Below are 17,251 nucleotides of genomic sequence, written 5' to 3' on the forward strand. Positions count from 1 at the left end.
TCCCAGAAGAATACCGGAAGGATGAAACCGATGAATCCACTGGCTGGACAATTGAATGACAACATCAAGGCAGGCAATGAACATGTATACGATATGCTCTCCAATCTTGGCAAAGCGCTGTATTATCCCAAAGAGGGGATTCTGAGCCAATCCGCTGAAGCGGCCGCCCACGCCAAGAAATACAATGCAACCATTGGTATTGCCACTGAAAAAGGTGTACCTATGCACCTCGGTGTTATTCAGGATAAGCTCTCAGCTTACAGCCCCAAGGACTTGTATGGTTATGCTCCGCCAGCAGGCAAACCGGAGCTGCGTACCGTATGGCGGGAGAAAATGCTTCGCGAAACGCCGTCGCTTGAAGGCAAGTCCTTCGGTAACCCTATCGTTACCAATGCCCTGACTCACGGGCTCAGCATCGTTGCCGACCTATTCGCCGATCAAGGCGATGCTGTCATCTATCCGGACAAAAACTGGGAGAATTACGAGTTGACCTTCGGCGTGCGCCGTCTCAGCGATACCGTCACCTATCCGCTTTTCACTGAAGATATGAGCTTCAACAGCGCGGGGCTGCTGGATGCACTGCTGGCCCAGAAGGACCGCGGCAAAGCCATTGTGCTTCTTAACTTCCCGAACAACCCTACAGGCTATACTCCGGGCATCAAGGAAGGCGAAGCGATCGTGGCTTCTATTCTGCGCGCTGCAGAAGAAGGCATCAATGTCGTAGTGGTCAGTGACGACGCTTATTTCGGGCTCTTTTTCGAAGATTCACTGAAGGAATCCCTCTTCGGCCGTCTGGCTAATCTGCATCCGCGTGTACTCGCTGTGAAGATTGACGGAGCGACCAAAGAAGAGTTTGTCTGGGGCTTCCGCGTCGGTTTCATCACTTTTGCTTCAGACAGCAAGGAAGTGCTCGCTTCCCTGGAACAAAAGACGATGGGGATTATCCGCGCCACCATTTCCAGCGGACCGCATCCTTCGCAGACCTTTGTACTGGATGCGCTCAAGTCGCCTAAATTTGCGGAGCAGAAGGAAGAGAAGTTCCAGATCATGAAGGGCCGTGCCAACAAAGTGAAGGCACTGCTGGACAGCGGCAAATACGGCGATGAGGTCTGGACCTACTATCCTTTCAACTCCGGATACTTCATGTGCCTGAAGCTGCATACTGTTCACGCTGATGCCCTGCGTCTGCACCTGATCCATAACTACGGCCTGGGCACGATTGCCCTGGGTGAGACCGATCTGCGCGTGGCCTTCTCCTGTATTGAAGAAGATCAGCTTGAGGATCTGTTCGATATGGTCTATTCCGGAATCCGCGATCTGGAAAAAGCCTGATTGAACAAGTTTTGACCATAGAAGTCAGCCCCGGCGTACCGGGGCTGACTTTTTTTTGCAGGCGGTTATGGCATTGGCCTATACACGTTGTTCCCTCCACACATACAATACGGTGTACTCAAGTACAACAACTCACACGCGAAAGGGGAATGAACATGAGCGAAGAAGTTAGAGGCGGATATGGACACCCTATGTTTACAAGCACTGGTGCAATTCTGGTTCTCTTTATCCTGCTGGTCATCATCAGCCGTTCACTCTTTGTCTAACCGGGAATAACCATCCCGGGAGGGAGCCCCGGCTCTCTCCCGTCCTACCTGCGTTGTATACCATTCCCTGCTCCATGCGGAAGTAAAGATGGAATCCTCAATTCCAGATGTACCTCTAGATTGTCTCCACATAATTTTAGAAAAAGACGCCTTGAGCGGAGCTAATGCTCCTGCCAAGGCGTCTTTTTCAGATATAGGATGAATACGGCTTGAACTGTAGACTTGAAAGCCATGACGGAGACAATGAAGCTCCTTAGGAATTAAAGCTAGAACTGAAGTTAGAACTGAAAGTTAGAGCTGACAGTTAGAACTGAAGTTACGTGGAATAAGTAGACCTAAATCGGCTGTAACCCTGGATTCAGAAGGTTTAATGGGATTTTGTCCACCTAATTCATACAGAATCATCCAATATGGCCTTTTTCAGCAGAATTAGTGATCCTTTTTCCCACATGGGATATTTCATGGCCAAATGAGCTCATTTAGTGATCCTTTTTCCATTTGGAATAATAAACCGCTTCATCAAGCTCCCAAGTTCAATCTCTCTAAATGTCGTCGTCCTCCTGCACAGTTTTGCGGGAAGCACGGGTTTTGAAGAGATAGGCCAGCAGCCCGCCGGCAAGAAAGGTGCCGATTACAGGCAGTGGACGCTCTACAACCGCGGTCAGGAATGGCAGACCGGTCAGCACAGCCAGCAGCAAATGCGCGCGGAAAATGAACTGAATCGTACTGCTTGCCTTGCTGCCCTCCGGCAGAGGATAGACGGTCAGCCAGAACGACTCACTGTGCAGCTTACGCAGCGCTGACAGCTGCACGCCCATGATGAACAGGAAAAACAGATAAATGCCGCTACCCACATAACTGCCCCGGTTCCACCAGACCAGCAGCAACGACAGAACTGCGATTCGCAGCACAATGCCGAAGATGTCGCCCCGGGCGAAGCTTTTAGTCAGGAGGAAGCGGTAGGCGGTACTACGCCGCCATGAGATGCCCCCGCCCCATTTGGACAAATAACGCCGGACATAAACCCGCTGCTCCCGTCCCGGCACATCCACGAACCAGCCCAGAATCATCAGCGCTATCGCACCCTGATTGCGTTCGGTAGCAATGAGGCGTTCCCAGGGAACGGAGTGCCGTCCGGGAACCGCCAGCGCCGCCAGATAGGCTGAGGCCAGAATCACGATGAAGATCAGCGCACGCAGAGAGGGTTGCCACAGCCATGCGGCAATCATCAGCCCAGAGACAGCCCAGCGCAGCAGGTTATACCCAAGAGATGCCGGACGGGACAGCATGGTAAGCTCCCGCCACAGACCAAAGCTTGCCAGCAGCTTCACCAGGATCAGGACAACAAGTGTGGCAAACAGCATTTGATGAGAATCATCCGTGCGTATGTAGAGGGGCCACAGTGTAATCAGCACGAAGGCCAGCCGCAGAATCTTCCAGACATTCCCGGCAACCCAGGCTGGAGCGAAATATCCCTTCATCCGGTGCCCCTGCGGCAGCAAAAAGATGGTGTCAGGACTCTGCAGATACGTCCTGAAGCTGCTGTGGGCTACCGCAGGCAGAAGGAAAATCAGCATGATCCAGCGGATTGGAATGCCTGCCGGAATATCACGGAGTAGTGAAGTGTACCAGGCCGAGAAGATAATTAACACCAGCAGGAACAGCATGGCTACACCGCTCTGAATGATATAACCCATGTAAGGAATCAGGCTCCCGGTGAACCGGCTGCGCCGCTGCCGGCGCAGCTCCTTCAAATCCATATCATTTCCCTCCTTGAACCAATTCGTAGAACAGCTGCTCCAGATTCAATCCCTGCAGCCCGGCAGCCGCGGTCATTTCCGCCAGCGTACCCTCCGCGATCACCTGGCCGCGGTGCAGGACAATGAAGCGGTCGCAGTAATTCTCAATGGTGGAAAGAATATGGGAGCTTAGCAGAATGGAAGCCCCGGATTTCTTCAGATCCAGCATGAAATCGAGCAGGGAACGGATGCCCAGCGGATCCAGCCCCAGAAAAGGCTCGTCAATCACATACAGTGCCGGACGTGCCACGAAAGCGCACATAATCATGACTTTCTGCTTCATGCCCTTGGATAAATGCGAGGACAGGGTATCCATCTTGTCCTCCATATTAAAGAGTGCGGCCAGCTGGCTGCTGCGGGATTCATAATCGCTGCGGTCCACGCCGTAAGCCCTGGCGGTAAATTCGACATGCTCTCGGACCGTCATTTCCTCGTAGAGCAGCGGCGATTCCGGTACAAATGACAGTGCTCCATGATAGGCTTCCGGATCACTGCTCCGGGTCTTACCCTGGACGGTGATCTCGCCTTTATGCGGTGACATCAGGCCCAGAATATGCTTCATAGTCGTGCTTTTGCCTGCTCCGTTCAATCCGATCAGCCCGACCATTTCTCCAGGCTGCACCTGAAGGCCGATATCATGAAGCACCGGCTTGTTCAGGCTGTATCCTCCGCTTAAGCCCGTAATTTGCAGTACGGGGGCAGTATTCATTGACCGTCACCTCTCGGAGCTTTGTCTTTCAGCCATTTGGGCGCTCCCTTATTCTTGCGGTTCTTCTCGCGCTCTGCACTACTGCGCGCCTTGCTTGCAGGAGCGCCGCTCCGGGCCCCTGCGGCGGAACCCGGGCTGCGGCGCTGCTGATCGCGCCGCTCATCGAAGCCCGCTGCCGTACCCGGCTGCGGTGCTTGTATCCCGGCTGCGGAGGCCGGGCCTCCCGCTGCCGAAGTCCTCACCTGCGGCTTGCTGCTGCGCGCCGCAGATCCGTCCGCGCGCGGGCTGCTGCCCTCGCGGCGTCCCGAATCCGTCCCGCCGCGGTACTCGCTGCGGGCCTCATCGGCGGCGCGTACCTTGCCGCCTACCATTTCCTTCTCCTCCAGCTGGATGTCCAGCTCCTTGGCGAACTTGCGCATGATGAACGTCTGCTGCTCCGTGACGATCGTTACGGACAGGCCGCGGCGTCCCATGCGACCTGTACGCCCGGCCCGGTGCACATAGTGCTCTGAGTCAAAGGCCGGGTCGAAGCTGACGACCAGCGTCAGATTCTCAATATCCAGACCCCGGGCGGCCACGTCGCTGGCCACCATCACACGGAATTTGCCGTCACGGAAGCGGGCCAGCACATTGCTGCGCGTCACCTTATCCGCATCGCCGTATAATGCGGCTGCCGTCAGACCCAGATGGTTCAGCTTCGCAGTCACCTCAGCGATATCGTCGGTGGCATTGACGAACACAATCGCCCGATCCGGGTTGTAATGGCGGATCACACGGCGCAGCATATCTATTTTATTACGTTCCTCGCTGACCACGTAGTGGTGCTCAAGGCTCTGCGCGGTCATGACCCCCGGATCAATGCCGACTTCAGCCGGGTTCTTCATCTCCCGTGCTGCAAGTGCCTTCGTCTCCGGTCCGATGGTCGCGGACAGCATGACCAATTGACGCGTACGCAGCGCGCTGCTGACGATCTTCGCCACCTCGCCTGCTCCGCTGAGCTGGAACATCTGGTCCGCTTCATCGATGACAATCGTGGTCACCTCATGCATCTTCAGCTTACGCAGACCAATCAGCTCCCGGATGCGTCCGGGGGTACCCACAACAAGATGCGGATGCTCACGCAGCTTATCAATCTGGCGCTTGATCGCTGCACCTCCGATCAGACCCATCACCTTGATGCCGCGATGAGCCCCATAACGTTCCGCCTCGCGGAGAATCTGCATCGCCAGCTCCTGCGTAGGTGCCAGCACCAGCTTCTGCATCCCTTTCTGCTCGGGATGAATTCCCTGGAGCAGCGGCAGCAGGTACGCCAGTGTCTTACCGGTCCCTGTCTGGGATGCGGCAAGCACATCTCTTCCCTCCAGCAGCAGAGGAATGGTCTGCTCCTGAACAGGGGATGGATCTTGAATGCCGAATTCCGACAATCGGGCAACGAGGTCTTCCTGGATCCCGATGGCCGCAAAAGAAGCTTTATTCATAATTGTAATTCATCCTTTTCGTTTGAGATAATATGTTCATTATATGCCAAAAAGGCCTCTCCACCAAATGGAAGGCCGTTTGATCCATTCTAAAGCCATTGTTATTATTTCCGGTTCATCATATTGTAGGTAAGCTTGTCCGCCAGACGGGGGAAAAGACCATAAAAGCGGATCCCCCATGCCGCGAAGCCGGGAAGATCAATCTCTTCCTTCCCTTTCTCGATCAGCTTCACGATCCTCTTGGCCACATGTTCCGGTGTCATCATAATCCGGGCGACACTTTTCTCATAGCTGCCGGAAGGGTCAGCTGTACGGAAGAACTCTGTAGCAATCGGTCCCGGATTGACTGCCGAGACGATGATTCCCTGCTGGCGCAGCTCCTGACGCAGCGCATTCGTGAAGCCCAGCACAGCGTGTTTGGTTGCGCTATAAGCAACGGACCGTGCCGTGCCGATTTTGCCGGCCATCGACGCCACATTAACAATCTGTCCGCTTCCCCGTTCCAGCATATGCGGGACTACAGCCTTGGTACACCGTACGATGCCCATGTAATTTACATCCATCATCTCATCGAATTCGCGGGACTCCATCTCGGTAAATGAAGCGAATTTTCCATAGCCGGCATTATTCAGCAAAACATCAATTCTGCCATATGTGCTAAGGATGTCCGCAAAGGTCTTCACTACCTGCTCCTCATCGGTAACGTCACAGATATACAGGCCAAAAACGCCCGGGATACCGGCCGCAGTTTCTTTCAGCTTGTCCTCCGAACGGGCCAGCAGGATCGGCACAGCCCCACGCTTGCTGAGCATCTGGGCCGTCAGCGCTCCAATCCCGCTCGAAGCTCCTGTAATAACAACCACCTTGTCTTGTAATACCATGAATGAAGTTCAGCTCCAATTGTCCGACTAAGAGATCATTACCTGAATATCAAGCTCTCCGATGCCTTCCATTAAGAGCGGAATGCTCAGCGCTTTGCGCGGCATTACCGACATGCCGTCTGTCTTCATCAGCTTCGGCGGAGTAATATCTACGGCTACCCCCTGATTCGACAAAATGGTGCTGGCGTTGCCGCTGATCATGTTTCCCAGTTCCGAAATCGCACTTTGGCCCATCTCGTCCATCTCCGTAATCACATAGCCACCCATCATGGCCGACACGATCTTGAGCGCTACCTGTTCAGCGATCCCAAAAATAATGTTCCCGCTCAGTTGACCTGTCATTCCCACCTGTATCCATATATGATTATCAATCAGTTCAATGTCCTTTATGCCCAGATTACCGGTGGATGGCGAGACCTGTATCACCTGTTCAATTACAATTCTTGCAGATTCTAAAAACGGATTGATTACTTCTGCTTTCATGAAAGTGCTGTCCCCCCTCTACCAGGCTTTAGTCATGTACCAAAAGTCCTAAGTAATAATGATTTATTATACTTCATATATCGGTATTATTCACCAAAAATTAATGGTCTTGTCGAAGGAATTATGAAGATAGTTTTCCGGGTAACATTGCCCTGCCGGAGGTTATCTCCTATAATTTAATCAAATGCCGACATCCGGCGTAAGATAGGTATAGAAAAGGCAGCGTCATCCATATTCATAACCCTACTCCATAAGAGGGCTCCCGGGTCCTGTGAAAAACATTTTTTATTATCCTGTAAACAAAAGGCGGCATCCGTCATCAGGCCAAAAGGGGGTACGTCCATGAATATCAGCCAGCTTGAGACGCTGATTACCATCTCCAAAACCATGAGCTTCCGCAAGGCGGGTGAACTGCTCAATTTGACCCAGCCGGCGGTATCGGCGCAAATCAAAAGCCTTGAAGAAGAGTTCAAAACTCAGCTCGTAGACCGGAACCAGCCGGTAACCCTGACAGACAGGGGACAGGTATTTCTGTCACACGCGGAACAGATTGTAAGCATCGTCGATGAGCTTAAGCAGCGCCTTGCAGATTTGGATGAGAATCCCCAGGGGCATATTATACTCGGTACGACCACCTCGATTGCCATTCAGATTCTGCCGCGGATCCTTTCTTATTTTCAGGACCAGTTCCCGCATATCAAAACTTCCATTTCGTCCATGTCCTCGTCACAAATTTATCAGCATGTGGAGAACGGCCTGGTCGATGTCGGTATCGGCTACTTGATCGGCAGAAGTCCGGGAATGACAACCTCTGTACTCTACTATGACACCTTTGAATTAGTAGTTTCTCCCCGTCATCCTCTCGCACAGGTCAAATCGGCCGGAATTGAAGCGCTTCGCAATACCCCGCTCATCCTGCTCTCGCCAGACACAGTCGGCCGTAGATTCGCGGATGATGTGTTCGCCAAGCATGGCATCCAGCCGCAGGTTATTATGGAACTGACCAGCAGTGAAGAAGTCAAACGGATGGTGGAGCTGGATCTTGGCGCGGCGGTAATTTCCAAGCAGTCGGTATCGGCCGAGGTGCGTAATGGCACCCTTAAGATCGTGCCGATTATTGAGCTTGAGGTCACTCATCCTGTAGGCGTAATCACAAAATCAGGGAAATACGTCAACTCAGCCATGCGGCAGTTTCTAAGCGACCTCAAGGGGATGCCGGAAGCTCAATTTATCGGGTCAGAGTGAGCCCCGCAATGTGAAGGTATTCCGAACTTTGCAGGTGCCCCGGACACCCGATAAAATCCCCCCGCGAAGTGAAGACTATACTTCTGAAGTTTACTTCCGCTAATTTGGCCTAAGGAGATGTTCTATCCATGAAATTCGACCTGCATACCCATCATTTCCGCTGCGGCCACGCTGACGGAACGATCAGGGATTATATTGAAGCCGGAATTGCCGCGGGACTCGAAGTGATCGGCATTTCTGATCATACCCCTTACTTCGGCAGTCCGTCAGAGCAGGCTTTTCCCCATATAGCCATGGCCAAATCCGAACTTGCGCAATATGTAGAAGAGGTGCTGGCCCTGCAAAAAGAATATGCAGGCACCATTGATGTTCTGTTAGGCATCGAATCGGACTACTTCCCAGAACATGCAGAGCTGTACCGCCGTACCTTGTCGGCTTATCCGTTTGATTACATCATCGGCTCGGTTCACAATGTGGGCGGGTTGAGCATTTTCAATAAAGGCCGCTGGAAAGGCCTGGACCAGAAAGGGAAGATTGCGAGCAAGGCTGAGTACTACCGGCTGATTACCGCCTCCGCACGCAGCGGAATGTTCCAGATCCTCGGTCACATTGATGCCATGAAGGGCAATTTTCCACAGTTCTCGGATATCCCCGCAACTGCTGAAATCGATGAATGCCTGCACGTGATCGGGGAATGCGGCATCGCTATTGAGATCAACACCTCTGGAAGCACCAAGCTATGCGGCGGATGGTACCCCTCGGATGATATCCTGTCGCGGGCGCTGCATTACGGAGTAGAAGTCACCTTTGGCTCCGATGCGCATAAGCCTTCACGCGTTGCTGAGCAGCATGAAGCTGTGGTGGCCAGGCTTAAGGAAATCGGGTTCGACCATTGGGTATACTTCAAACAGAAGGAGAAAATATCCGTGCCGCTCCAATAGTTCAGCATAAGGTATACTATAGCTACAAAAAAAGCACCCAGCCCTGAACATGATGGACGACTGCTGCCGTCTATCGTGAGTGGCTGTGGTGCATTTTGTTATTTGGTCAGATTATCGCAGTTGAAGCCTTGCTGCTTCAGCGTATGCTGTGCATCCCCATACTGGGGATTGAGGGTGTAGAAGTGGGCTATAGTGCTGCTCCAATCCCTCTCCGTCAACCCCTGGGAATTCAGGAACTTGCGGTGGGTCAGATTGTATTCTTCAATCAGGCCCTTCGCCTCCGGATTGTACCGTTCCTCATGAAGAACAGCTTCCATAGGTAGCCTTGGCTTCTTCGGCAGCTCCCCGGCAGGGTAGCCGACACACAGCCCGACAATCGGGAATACATACTCCGGCAGTTGCAGAAGCTCTATCACCTCCGCTGTATGGCGGCGAACCCCGCCTATCGGGATGATGCCCAGCCCCAGCGACTCCGCTGCAGCAATGGCATTGGATAAGGCAATGCCCACATCCGTAGCACCTACTAGCAGAGCATCCACGTCCCTTGCGGCCTCAAAGGATTGTCCTTCCAGCTCACTTGCCACTTTGGCCCGGTAAAAATCCATGCAAAACACTAAAAATACCGGTGCTTCCGCAACATGCTTCTGATTCCCGCTCAGCACCGCAAGCTGCTTGCGGCGCTCTTCGCTCCGCACGGCAATGATGGATACCTGCTGACCGTGAACCCAGGACGGGGCTGCCTGGGCAGCTTCAATAATGGTTTTTAGCTTCTCCGGCTCCACGGGCTGCTCATGATACTGCCGGAAGGAGCGGTGGTTCATTAATGTTCGGATCACTTCGTTCAAAGGATGATAACCTCCTGGTCTATTGCTGCTGTATACAGACCATCATATCCTAATTGCCCGGGAAGCCGCCAGTCTTGGCCAAGCTGCTCTATATTCCCGATAACGGTGCCAAGGAGAATCAGCACAAAAAAATGGACCCGAATCATCGGGTCCCAACAGCATTTATATTTTCAAAAGGGGGTCATGTACTTAGTTTAACCGGACACTGTTAGAGTTTCATAACGGCATTATTTCATTTGTGTAACAATGTGAATACTTTCATTACATCCCCTGAACTGCCCGGCATAGGGAGGATTCGCTCCAGAGTTAACCCGTTCTTGATCATGACACGCTCTGACCTGAGGTTGTCGCCACGGCAGCGTCCCTCGATCTTCTGAACTCCCAGCTCCTGAATGGCGTAATCCAGCAGCAGCCCGACCGCTTCAGTGGCGAGTCCCCGCCCCCACCATAACGGATTCAGTATATAGCCAAGGACAGCCTTGTTCTCATAACGGTTCCAGTTCTGCAGCGAGGCTGTTCCAATCAGTTCGTGCCGTCCTCTGACATAAATCCCGGCATGAAGTGCGCAAGGGTCAAAGGCATACAACATCCGGGTCACCAGCTTCTCCAGATAGGTATGCGGTGAACTGTCCCCATGGCGCAGCAGAATATGAGGCTTCACTTCCGGATGCATCAGCAGCGCACTCAGCACCCCGGCATCGGTAGATGGCATCGTCCTTAGTTCAACTTTTTCACCTTGCCGTGCCATGGATAATACCGTATCGAAAGTGCTCATGGGCTTCTCCTTTTCTATGCCGGGACCTTGTTTGTACTACGCGCGCCGCAGGGTGAAAATGGTGAGTTCAGGCCTGCACATGAACCGGAATGGCATATAGGTTTCGCCGACCCCCCTGTTCACATACACGGGCATTCGCTTCTTCTCCGTATAATACAAACCGCTTATGTACTTGTTGCCTCCGTATGGCGTGTATGCCGCACCCAGAAAGGGCAGGCGGATCTGCCCACCATGACTGTGACCGGACAATTGGAGATGGAAAGGATATGCTTCTGCCGTATCTGCATAATCCGGCTCATGCATCATGAGCAGCGTGAACATATCCTCAGGAACACCCTTCAGGGCAGCCTGGGGATCAGGCTTGCCGTGCAGCATGTCGTCAATTCCTGTAACCGCTATAGTCGCGCCCCCCTGCTGTATCAGATACGATTGATTCCGCAGCACGCGGAAGCCGGCATCGTTCAGCAGACGGGTAAGCAGCTCTGTATTCTTATAATCATGATTGCCCAGGATTGCATATTTGCCAAGCGGTGCACTCATCTCTGCGAGAATCGGTACGGACTCCTTCAGATCCTCGGCATAGCTGTCCACAATATCGCCAGTGAAGCAGATAATGTCCGGCTGGGCCTCCTTGATATGTCCAGCGAGCCGTTTCAGATCATGTACATCCTTGTTAAAACCCAAATGCACATCACTGAAATGAACCAGCCGCGTGCCGGCAAAAGCGGACGGAAGATTCTTAAAGGACAATTCCAGCCGGGTGATGTCCAGCCAGTTAGGCTCCCCCTGCCAGGCGTAGCCGCTGGTGAGCAGACCTGCCCCAATTACGGTAGCTGCTCCCCTTGCGAGGAACTGGCGGCGGGTGATTTTGCGGCCACCGCCTGTTTGCGGGGGAGGAGCACTGTGCCGGGTGCTGTCTTCTGTAGTAGCTGCCATGAGGCCCGGAGAAGCCCCAGACTGTTTTTTATTCATAGAGAGGTTCTCCTTTCATGCAGGATAATTGTCGGGGAAGAAGATTAATGGGAGGGCTTGGAGCGGGAAGATTCCTCATCCTCTTCGTCCTGAATCTCCTCCTTAGCCTCCTCTACCTTTTCTTCAACCTCTGATTCAATATTCACATCAATCTCTGCCTCGATCTCCTCTTCCGAACCCGGGCCCAGAATCTTGCGGAACAACCCCAGCATGGATAACGCATAAGCCACGGTGATGAAGCTGAAGCTGATCTGCATGACAACCACAAGGCGCGAGGTATTGTCCACCGGGGCTACATCTCCGTACCCGACCGTTGTGAAAGTGGCTACACTGAAATAGAGGAAGGTAATCAGCTGGCTGAGCAAATCTTCGCCTAGTCCATTTCCATCAAAGGAGGAATGTCCAAACAGCTTATATATGGATGTATATACGACAGTGAAAAAAATAATGCAGGTGAATGCTGCAATACTGATACGCACGAGCGTCTCCTGCATCCTGACCTCTTTGCTGTTGGATTCCTTGATTTCGTGAAAAATAAAGAGCACATAGAACAGCATGGATGCCAGGGCAACAATTAGGATCAGTGCACGCATTCCCTGGTCCCCGGGCAAAATCGTGCGAAGATCAATCCAGTTCAGAAGATCTTCGGCGGAGATCAGCGTATAGATCAGAATGGGGATCAAGAGCACTCCTTTTCCCATCCGGCTCAGCTTCATCCGGTAAAACCACCATGAGATCATAACAATTACAGCTATATTGAGGGTCCACATCCACCATGCCATGGGCATAACACTCCTGTTCCCGGTTCCATGTCAAAAACGCGGCCTATTCCGGCTTGCTGGCCACAGTAATCCGGCATTCTTCTTCGGGGGTGCCGCTGAAGGCAAGGGCGATTCCTTTGCGCTCCACATCCTTTTTGGAGACCCGGCGCAGCTTGAAACTCACCTCGACGTTCTCTGTGAATGGAAAAGGATCCAGCAGGAGCGTAGTCTTGTCCTGCCACTCCGCTGAAATCAGGCGTCCGGAGGTGAAGCTGAAGTCCTCACTTCCCGAGAATCCGTCACGGAACCAGGGATGCTCCTCCGATTTGGGGGTTCCCGGCCTACTAAGACCCAGATAAAGGGAGAGGTCATCGCAGAACTGCAGCAATCTGGCATCATAATACAATTCGCCCTCTGCGAGCGGCTTGCTGTTCTCCAGGAGACGATGGATGCGTGCCCGGCGATCCTCCTCGTGCTTCAGGTAGGCGGTAAGCTCCGGGCAGTTCTCCCCTGACACCTCGATCAGCCGCTCATAATGTGAGCTGCATAGTAATGCACCGTATGGAGTGTCCGCTTCAATCTCGTCCAGTCCCCGTCTATAGAAGGTTAGCTTCGGCACAAGCGGAAAATCCATAAAGGTATACGGCGAACCCTCCGCATCATTCCAGAAAGGGGTCTCATCGAGATCGATCCAGCCCCGGTCATGATTGCTGACTGCCCGCAGCACCTCTGCACGGCGTCCTTCCGCCGGAACATGCTGTTCCTTGAACCATTCTGCAAATTTGCCGGCCAGCAGACCGTGCTCATGCTGCCTCAGCATTACCAAATATCCGTCCTGTTCACGACAAATCACTGTCATACCTCCCTGGTTTATCCACTGCCTGAGTGTTGCATCGACTAGTGAGATTATAACATATCCACCTATATTTATTGGAATCCAAGACCTGATACCGCTCCTTGTAAACTGAATCATTCCTGTAGGACTGTGTAAAAATGTACCCGTTTTGCGGCAGGAAAGAAACAATTAATTACTTCCAAAGCAAAACACAGCACATCTCCGCTAACCCGGAGATGTGCTGTGTCTTTAGCTTTTTACAGCTTTGATATACATAAGGTAGGCTGTCTAATCCTACACACCCAGCCAGCGTTTGAACATATGCTTGGTAGTCTGCTTGTTGATCTCGGCAATCGAAGTCGTCAGCGGAATGCCTTTCGGGCAGGCCCGTACACAGTTCTGCGAGTTACCGCAGCCGTCGATGCCTCCGTCTTCCATCAGGGCATCCAGACGCTCGTCGGCGTTCATCTCGCCCGTAGGGTGGGCGTTGAACAGACGGACCTGAGAAATGGCCGCCGGACCGATGAAATTGGTCTTCTCATTGACATTCGGACAGGCTTCCAGGCAGACACCGCAGGTCATGCACTTGGACAGCTCATAGGCCCACTGGCGCTTCTTCTCCGGCATACGCGGGCCCGGACCCAGATCGTAGGTGCCGTCAATAGGAATCCAAGCCTTAACCCGTTTGAGCGCGTTAAACATCCGGCTGCGGTCAATCACCAGGTCACGGACCACAGGGAAGGTCTTCATCGGCTCGATACGCACGGGCTGTTCCAGATTATCTATAAGCGCCGCACAGGCCTGGCGCGGCTTGCCGTTGATTACCATCGAGCAGGCGCCGCATACTTCTTCCAGACAGTTGGATTCCCAGCAGACCGGAACCGTGCTGGCGCCTCCGGCATTGACCGGGTTGCGCTGAATTTCCATCAGAGCACTGATTACATTCATCCCCGGACGGTACGCCAGCTCGAACTCTTCCGTATACGGGGCCGTTTCAGGTTCGTCCTGGCGGGTAATGATAAACTTTACGTTTTTGGGAGCTGCAGCCGTTTCCGCCATATCTGTTACCTCCTAAAAGTTTTGTGAGCATTGCAACTATGAAATCGCTTCGTATACTTCTCCGCAGGTCAATCCTTCGAGTAATCACGCACCCGTGGAGGGATCAGTGACACGTCCACCGCTTCATAGGAGATTTGCGGACCTTCTGCTGTCCAACTGGCTTTGGTGGTCTTCAGGAACTCCTCATCATTACGTGTCGGGAATTCAGGTTTATAGTGCGCACCGCGGCTCTCGTTACGCAGCAGGGCCCCTAGGGTCATGGCCTCGGACAGCTCCAGCATGTTCCAGAGCTGGCGGGTGAAGGCTACGCCCTGGTTATTCCAGCGAGAGGTATCATTCATGTTGATGCTGCGGTAACGCTCTTTCAGCTCTTTGATTTTGCTGATGGTCGATTCAAGCTTCTTGTTCTCGCGTACGACCGTCATATTGGCGGTCATCCATTCGCCCAGCTCCTTGTGGATGACATAGGCATTCTCTGTGCCGGACATCGCCAGCAGAGACTCATATTTATCCGTCTGCGTCTTATGGAAGGTGTCAAAGACGGTAGAGGAAATGTCCTGTACCGATTTCTTGAGCCCTTTAATATATTCAACAGCCTTCGGCCCCGAAACCATGCCGCCGTAGATCGCAGATACAAGCGAGTTCGCGCCGAGCCGGTTCGCACCGTGATATTGGTATTCGCATTCCCCTGCCGCAAACAGCCCGGGAATATTGGTCATTTGGTTATAGTCGACCCACATGCCGCCCATCGAGTAATGCACAGCCGGGAAGATTTTCATTGGGATTTTGCGGGGATCATCACCCATGAATTTCTCATAGATTTCGATAATGCCGCCCAGCTTCACATCCAGCTCCTTCGGGTCTTTGTGGGAGAGATCCAGGTACACCATGTTCTCGCCGTTAATGCCAAGCCCCTGATCCACACATACGTTAAAAATCTCCCGGGTAGCAATGTCGCGCGGCACCAGATTCCCGTAAGAAGGATATTTCTCCTCCAGGAAGTACCACGGCTTGCCGTCCTTGTAGGTCCAGATGCGTCCGCCTTCGCCGCGCGCCGACTCAGACATCAGCCGGAGCTTGTCATCGCCGGGAATTGCGGTCGGATGGATCTGAATGAATTCGCCGTTGGCGTAATGTACACCCTGCTGGTAGACAGCGCTGGCAGCCGTTCCGGTGTTGATGACCGAGTTGGTTGTTTTGCCGAAAATAATTCCCGGACCGCCGCTCGCCAGAATCACCGCATCTGCCGGGAAGGTCTGAATCTCCATCGTCTTCAGATTCTGGGCACTGATGCCGCGGCATACCCGCTCGTCATCCAGGATCACCGAGAGGAATTCCCAGTTCTCGCTTTTGGTGACCATGCCTTCAGCCTCCCAGCGCCGGACCTGCTCATCCAGTGCATACAGCAGCTGCTGGCCGGTTGTCGCACCCGCAAAGGCTGTCCGGTGCCGCTTCGTGCCTCCGAACCGGCGGAAGTCAAGCAGCCCCTCCGGGGTGCGGTTGAACATAACGCCCATCCGGTCCATCAGATGGATGATGCCCGGTGCTGCTTCGCACATGGCTTTGACCGGAGGCTGGTTGGCGAGAAAGTCACCGCCGTATACAGTGTCGTCAAAATGCTCCCAGGGCGAGTCACCCTCGCCTTTGGTATTCACCGCACCGTTAATGCCGCCTTGCGCGCAGACCGAGTGCGATCTTTTGACAGGAACAAGGGAGAATAAATGTACATGCGCGCCGGATTCCGCCGCCTTGATGGTAGCCATCAGGCCGGCAAGCCCTCCGCCCACGATAATGATATCGGCTGATGCCATGATTGTTCCCTCCTAATTGTTATGCGGAATTTCTACCCGTATATTACATCCTAAGGTTCGTCCAAAGATGGACGCACTTTCTATATTTCTTTTAAATCAGACTGCGCAGCGACTGTACAGCCGAAGCCGTAGCCTGGAACTCATCGTTACGGAAGGTGACCAGGGAGAACAGGAACATGAAGCTGACAATCACGAAAAGACCCAGGCAGATTACGGAAGATACTCTCTGGGAACGCGGCCCCACAGTAATGCCCCAGCTGATCAGGAACGACCAGAGACCGTTCGAAAAGTGGAAGCAGGCTGCCAGGATACCGATAATATACACAGTCAGCAGCAGCGGCTGGGTTACGATGTTATGCATGACACCGCCAAGCTCTTCATGCTCCACCTTGCCGACCGCCACCTGAAACCGTGTTTCGTACAGATGCCAGACAATGAAAATGAAGGTGATCACTCCGCTAATCCGCTGCAGCGTATACCGCCAGTTCCGTTCTAGATTGAAACGGTTCAGGTTTGGCTTGGATTGATAAGCAATATACAGCCCGTAGACCCCGTGGTACAGCAGCGGAAGCCATATGCCGAACAATTCCAGGAAGAAGACGAGCGGCAGGCTGTTCAGCCATAACACGCTGTCCGTGAAACCGGAAGCGCCTCCCTCTACTGCCGAGAAATTCGTCAGCATGTGCTCCAGGAAAAAGAACCCGAGCGGGATGACGCCAAGCAAGGAATGAATCTTTCTGGAATAAAATCCTCTCATGCAAAGTGTCCCCTTTCCGATATAAAACAGCGTTTTCATTAATGAGCATACACCGCCGGGAGTACAGTTGAAACAGGGGGCATCAGGATTCGAAAAGCCCGTAAAATGTCTTTTTTCACCGCTATTCATTGTTTTCCCGGACTTTGCTGTATGTTTCACAATATGTGAATATCTTGTGTCACTTTTCATGTTACTCCTTTTTCTCTTATAAGGGAATTGCAATCTAATTATTAAACGTTATACAATAAACGCATAAGAATATTTTTAATGTGATAATAATTCTCATTTAGAACGTGATAATT

17 protein-coding genes are annotated in these 17,251 nt (G+C 52.8%); 4 read left to right on the plus strand and 13 right to left on the minus strand.

Translation table 11 applies throughout. The features are described 5' to 3' along the window. Positions 1–30: 30 nt before the first annotated feature. Together A3842_RS24255 and A3842_RS33040 are read left to right on the plus strand one after the other, a co-directional pair. Complete coding sequence (locus tag A3842_RS24255) at positions 31–1,332, plus strand: aminotransferase class I/II-fold pyridoxal phosphate-dependent enzyme (RefSeq protein ID WP_074084077.1); 1,302 nt, start codon at positions 31–33, stop codon at positions 1,330–1,332. A gap of 155 nt (positions 1,333–1,487) precedes the next feature. Then, positions 1,488–1,598: a YjcZ family sporulation protein gene (locus A3842_RS33040; protein ID WP_208619449.1), complete on the plus strand. Its 111-nt coding sequence runs from the start codon at positions 1,488–1,490 to the stop codon at positions 1,596–1,598. 542 nt (positions 1,599–2,140) lie between these two features. On the opposite strand, the gene A3842_RS24260 is transcribed toward A3842_RS33040, so the two are convergent. The 5 genes from A3842_RS24260 to A3842_RS24280 all read right to left on the minus strand — a co-directional run bounded on the left by A3842_RS24260 (position 2,141) and on the right by A3842_RS24280 (position 6,948). Next, the gene (locus A3842_RS24260; protein WP_074103011.1) at positions 2,141–3,358 is read right to left on the minus strand and encodes an ABC transporter permease; all 1,218 of its coding nucleotides are present in this window, start codon (positions 3,356–3,358) and stop codon (positions 2,141–2,143) included. Position 3,359: 1 nt separating this feature from the next. Then, entirely contained in the window at positions 3,360–4,106 is a 747-nt protein-coding gene (locus A3842_RS24265) for an ABC transporter ATP-binding protein (protein WP_074084075.1), read from the minus strand. Beyond that, complete coding sequence (locus A3842_RS24270; RefSeq protein ID WP_074103012.1) at positions 4,103–5,584, minus strand: DEAD/DEAH box helicase; 1,482 nt, start codon at positions 5,582–5,584, stop codon at positions 4,103–4,105. Before A3842_RS24270 ends, A3842_RS24265 begins: the two co-directional genes overlap by 4 nt. A 104-nt stretch (positions 5,585–5,688) precedes the next feature. Further along, positions 5,689–6,465 (minus strand): SDR family NAD(P)-dependent oxidoreductase, encoded by a 777-nt coding sequence (locus tag A3842_RS24275; protein WP_074084073.1) that lies wholly within the window; start codon positions 6,463–6,465, stop codon positions 5,689–5,691. A 27-nt stretch (positions 6,466–6,492) separates the two neighbouring features. Continuing rightward, the gene (locus A3842_RS24280) at positions 6,493–6,948 is read right to left on the minus strand and encodes a chemotaxis protein CheX (protein WP_074084072.1); all 456 of its coding nucleotides are present in this window, start codon (positions 6,946–6,948) and stop codon (positions 6,493–6,495) included. 342 nt (positions 6,949–7,290) lie between these two features. Here A3842_RS24280 and A3842_RS24285 point away from each other — a divergent pair, with 342 nt between their 5' ends. Together A3842_RS24285 and A3842_RS24290 are read left to right on the plus strand one after the other, a co-directional pair. Continuing rightward, positions 7,291–8,193 (plus strand): LysR family transcriptional regulator, encoded by a 903-nt coding sequence (locus A3842_RS24285; protein ID WP_074084071.1) that lies wholly within the window; start codon positions 7,291–7,293, stop codon positions 8,191–8,193. A gap of 128 nt (positions 8,194–8,321) precedes the next feature. After that, positions 8,322–9,134: a histidinol-phosphatase gene (locus A3842_RS24290; protein WP_074103013.1), complete on the plus strand. Its 813-nt coding sequence runs from the start codon at positions 8,322–8,324 to the stop codon at positions 9,132–9,134. Positions 9,135–9,232: 98 nt separating this feature from the next. Here A3842_RS24290 and A3842_RS24295 read toward each other — a convergent pair whose 3' ends face one another. From A3842_RS24295 to A3842_RS24330, 8 genes are all read right to left on the minus strand, one after another. Then, a complete protein-coding gene (locus A3842_RS24295) occupies positions 9,233–9,970 on the minus strand; it encodes an NADPH-dependent oxidoreductase (protein ID WP_256701851.1) in 738 nt (245 codons plus the stop codon). A 241-nt stretch (positions 9,971–10,211) separates the two neighbouring features. Continuing rightward, on the minus strand, positions 10,212–10,754 hold the full coding sequence (locus tag A3842_RS24300; protein WP_074103015.1) for a GNAT family N-acetyltransferase: 543 nt from the start codon (positions 10,752–10,754) through the stop codon (positions 10,212–10,214). 36 nt (positions 10,755–10,790) lie between these two features. Further along, a complete protein-coding gene (locus A3842_RS24305; RefSeq protein ID WP_083609714.1) occupies positions 10,791–11,726 on the minus strand; it encodes a metallophosphoesterase in 936 nt (311 codons plus the stop codon). 44 nt (positions 11,727–11,770) lie between these two features. Further along, positions 11,771–12,508: an ion channel gene (locus A3842_RS24310; RefSeq protein ID WP_074084066.1), complete on the minus strand. Its 738-nt coding sequence runs from the start codon at positions 12,506–12,508 to the stop codon at positions 11,771–11,773. Between the two features lie 43 nt (positions 12,509–12,551). Then, positions 12,552–13,340 (minus strand): DUF3891 family protein, encoded by a 789-nt coding sequence (locus tag A3842_RS24315; protein WP_178382405.1) that lies wholly within the window; start codon positions 13,338–13,340, stop codon positions 12,552–12,554. A 276-nt stretch (positions 13,341–13,616) separates the two neighbouring features. Then, positions 13,617–14,381, minus strand: coding sequence for a succinate dehydrogenase iron-sulfur subunit (gene sdhB / locus A3842_RS24320; RefSeq protein WP_074084064.1), 765 nt, complete (start codon positions 14,379–14,381; stop codon positions 13,617–13,619). Between the two features lie 68 nt (positions 14,382–14,449). Further along, the gene (sdhA, locus tag A3842_RS24325) at positions 14,450–16,192 is read right to left on the minus strand and encodes a succinate dehydrogenase flavoprotein subunit (RefSeq protein ID WP_074084063.1); all 1,743 of its coding nucleotides are present in this window, start codon (positions 16,190–16,192) and stop codon (positions 14,450–14,452) included. Between the two features lie 91 nt (positions 16,193–16,283). Continuing rightward, positions 16,284–16,949 carry a succinate dehydrogenase cytochrome b558 subunit gene (locus tag A3842_RS24330; protein ID WP_074103069.1) on the minus strand — a complete coding sequence of 222 codons (666 nt, stop codon included), beginning with the start codon at positions 16,947–16,949 and terminating at the stop codon, positions 16,284–16,286. Positions 16,950–17,251: the final 302 nt, after the last annotated feature.

Source organism: Paenibacillus sp. P3E (assembly GCF_001909045.1).
Classification (GTDB): domain Bacteria; phylum Bacillota; class Bacilli; order Paenibacillales; family Paenibacillaceae; genus Paenibacillus_AQ; species Paenibacillus_AQ helianthi.